The sequence below is a fragment of the Pseudoalteromonas denitrificans DSM 6059 genome (genome assembly GCF_900112265.1).
GTDB lineage: Bacteria > Pseudomonadota > Gammaproteobacteria > Enterobacterales > Alteromonadaceae > Pseudoalteromonas > Pseudoalteromonas denitrificans.
The window spans coordinates 52,458-56,491 of sequence record NZ_FOLO01000035.1; the positions used below are offsets into that span (position 1 = coordinate 52,458).

Annotated in this window: 2 protein-coding genes; both read left to right on the top strand. The window is 39.1% G+C overall.

From position 1 onward, the window contains the following. The first annotated feature begins 211 nt into the window (after positions 1–211). Positions 212–748 carry a phage tail-collar fiber domain-containing protein gene (locus BM088_RS18030; protein ID WP_091987772.1) on the top strand — a complete coding sequence of 179 codons (537 nt, stop codon included), beginning with the start codon at positions 212–214 and terminating at the stop codon, positions 746–748. 1 nt (position 749) lies between these two features. Then, positions 750–3,794: a hypothetical protein gene (locus BM088_RS18035; RefSeq protein WP_091987775.1), complete on the top strand. Its 3,045-nt coding sequence runs from the start codon at positions 750–752 to the stop codon at positions 3,792–3,794. Positions 3,795–4,034: the final 240 nt, after the last annotated feature.

Below are 4,034 nucleotides of genomic sequence, written 5' to 3' on the forward strand. Positions count from 1 at the left end.
GGGCACCGAGCTCACCGAGAAAAAACTGAGAAAAGATAAAAGTGTCAAGGCATTAAAGTTCTAATATATTTTTTCATTTTTCATTTTTCATTTTTCATTTTTCATTTTTCATTTTTCATTGCTGAGCCTCTGCTCGCTCAGTGGTCGCCATCTCAAAAAATCAATTTACAAATTTATGTATAAACCCAGTTAATAAAAGGAATTAATATTTATGAATTTCACACCTGTGGTTTGGACCCATCAAGGTCTATCAAGTGTGGTCAATGCGAATGGACAAGGGCTTAAACTGTCTATCACTCATGTATCTGCAGGCGATAGAAGTTATAGCCCAGACCCAAATCAAACGCAGCTGCGTAATGAAAAACAAAAAGTCATGGTAGGTGGCGGTGAAGTACTCGACGCCAATCAAATTCGTCTTTCAGCATTATTTGACGGTGATTTAGAGTTTGATGTCAGGGAAATTGGTTTTTGGTCAAACGATATACTTGTGGCAGTACATAGTATGCCAAATGTCAGTTTGCACTTTAAATCAGCGCGTACCAAATGGGTTGAAGTATTTATTTTAAATGTTTCTGTTTTGCCTGAACAGTCGGTCAGTTTTGAAGTGGGCATTAACAACGCTAATTTATTTATAACACCCGAAATTGCCAGAATTGCCCACGCAGGCATGATTCAGGGCACATCAATTATTACACAGGCTCACCAGCAAATGGTGTTATCTGAACGTTTAAGACAAGCAGGATTATAAAATGAGTTTAGAAGAACGTATTGCCCAGTTAAATGAAGCATCGGCGCAACAAACTGCTGCCAGTGTTTCTTTGGCCAGTGAAGTCACAGGTAAAATGGGTAAAATAAATGATGCAGTTGAAACGCTTGCATCACAAACGCAGCAAAAAATGGGTCAAATGGATGACTATATTGTTGATAAAACAAAAGGCTTAGCCCAATTAAATGAGACTGTGCCAAAATTGGTTGACGATGCCACCCGCGCCGGGCGTGATTTATATCGTTTTGCAAATGAAGCAATTGACTTAATGGGCGATGCACCCACATTGGCTAAAAAAGTATCAGACGATAAAGCACATGTCACACATTTAAAAACAAGCAATGATCAAATTAAAGCTCAGGTAAAAGTTTTATCAGAACAAGCAAAACAGTCTGCGGTAGAGGCTAAAAATAGCCAACACCTGGTTGAGTCAAAAATAACACAAGTGGTGGCAACACAAAATACGTTAGATCAAGCGTTAAAAGAGTCTGATGAGTATCAAAATTTAATTCGAATTAAAGCCAAAGCCACCGATGTGCAAGCTTTGTTGTCGGCAACAGCGGCAGTAGATGCAAAAAATAGCCAAACTGTGGCAACTGAGCAATCAAGTCATGCAACAACGGCTGCAACAGATAGCGAACAGACTTTAAACCAAGCAATTGAAAAACTTAAAAATACACAGCAATATGCCAATACCGCTAAAGAGTATTTAGCGCAAACGACACAACAGGCAAATGAAGCGGCTGCATCGGGAATTCAAGTCAGTGAAGATAAAACGGCCATTGCAACTTCAATCAGCGAAGCGATCACACAAATAGATGATACTTTAGCATTGGCAGATAATGCAGCAAAAGCGGCTGTTGCTGTGACCACCAATTACCAAAGTGCGTTTGAGCCAGCACCGGGTAAAGTACCTATGGCCGATGGCAATGGCCAAATATCTGAAGGCTGGCTTAATAACGAAACAGCTTATGCCCAGTTTGTAGTGGCATTTGCAAACAATGCGATTGATAAACTTAAAAAAGGCTTGGCGATCACGTCTTTAAATAAGCAGCTTGAGTCGTTATCGAATCGTCTAGAATCTCGCTATCAAGATTTAAAAACGGCATTGAATAATCAGGGGGAATTAGGCGTACCAGAAGATGAGTTTGATGGTATTCATGAACCAAACAAAGCACATAAACTTCCTGTATTTAATATGATAGAGCGTGACTGGTTATCTAGCGCGTCTTACCAAGAGGGCATGGCCGAATTAATTCGCATGAATGGCGGCAGTGGCATTGTAGGTACACGACAATATCAGGCCGATAAAGGTTTTGAAGTAGGTCACAGAGTAACAGATGTGAGCTATGCAACTTTAAACATACATAATCACCCCAATTATCAATCGCAACCTGGTATGGCAGAAATAAGTGCTTGTATTAATGGTTATTATTTTAGAACCCGACATAACGACTATAAAACAAAATATGCGACTCAAGGTGAATTTTTAAAGCGAGAATACCTGCATGCGCCTGCAATACCTGAAAACGTTTTAGCACTGCCAACAGGTGTTAATAATGATGGCACGCTTAATTTAACAGATACGCAAGCGGGTTATTTTAAAAATATTAAAACGCAAAACCCTGAAAACTGTATTTGGCACTTATCGTACTTAGAGTGCTGGATAGAAACGGTGCAAAACGATAATTTACAAGACCCAGCAGATAGCTTTAGGCATAGTAATGATGGTAATTCGTTAAAAACATTGTTTGATAAAGGGCGATATTTAAATGCATCGGGCCATAAAAATAGGCTTGAAAATATTCCGTATCAACCTATGCGGGTAAACTATGTTGATGAATTTGGTGTGCCGCAATTTGGCATTTTAAAATATCGTATTAATAGCTATCCGGTTGCCAGTTTAGAGCAAGACAATGGTACTAACAGCCCTAAATTTGTAATTGGCAATAGTGCCAGCCATTACCATGCTTTATCGGTATCTTTAACCACTGCGCAAATAACTGGGTTAAAAAATGGCACTTTAACTGAGGTTATTTTAACAACAAGTACCAATTTTAATCACTCTCATGATATTAAAATCACCTGGGATGGCTCTCGCTTTAATGGTTTAGACTTACATAGTTCTCATCAACATCCTGTGGTTGTGATCCAATCTAAAAACGGTAAATTGCCTTTTGATGAAGATAAAGCGGTTAAAGGCATTATAGATAAAACCAATCGCTTTAAATTAGTACGTGATTTACGCACCAGATCAAAACATCGCAGTTGGAAAAATATAGCCAGGTCGCGCATGGCGCGTTTTGAATGTGTTGATTTGGCTTCTTTGTGTGAAAAACTGCCTGGCATGCAAGGTGAAGGGGCTTTTTTACCGGAAGAATATAACCAATATGGTTTAAACGATGTGCTACAAAATAATAATGGCGAGCCTTTAAATGCGGCTTATTATAATCGCAGTTATCGCTTTAATCGAAACGACGCCAGTGGTCGTGTAAGTGCTAACAGAGGGTATAACGATCCAAATTTATTTGTCGCAAAAACAGATCATAAGCAGGTGGTAGGTGGTTTTAGCTGGATGATACCTTTAGAGTTAATTTTACGTACACCAATTGAGCATTGGAATCCGCATAATTTACCTACCTCTGATTATCAAACATTAAAATCAGAAGACGCTCAGGGCAAAGGAAAGTCAGCAGAGACTGCGTATTCAGGCATTTATAAACAACATTATTGGTTTGGAACGCCTAAGGCTTTATTTAGTGATAATAGCTCGCCTACAGATGCTGCCGATACCACAAATTCTGCTTGGGTTAAAAATGCGAATAATGAAGCCAAATTAGTAATAGGCAATGGATTACGTGTGCATGACTTAGATGGCATGCGTCAACGTTTCCCTATATATCCGGTTTATTTTGATCACAGTCCAGAGGCCACACAAAGACATTGGCTCAAAGAATCGATTAAAACGTTATTTAAAAAAGCAGCCTCAGGTGAACTCACGCTCACAGATATAGACGATATGCTGTAAGTGTCCTTAATTTAAAACATTTATCACCACAGAGGGCACCGAGCTCACAGAGGTAAAACACAGAGAAAAATAAAGTGAACAAGGTATAAAGTGCAAAGTGCTAATTTGTTTTTTCTGTGTAGTGCGAAGCGCCTCTGTGCACTCTGTGGTAAATATTTTTTAAGGTTTTGTTGCTATGAACATGCATCACCACCGAGGGCACTGAGTACACCGAGGTAAAAAACACTGAGAAAGATAAAA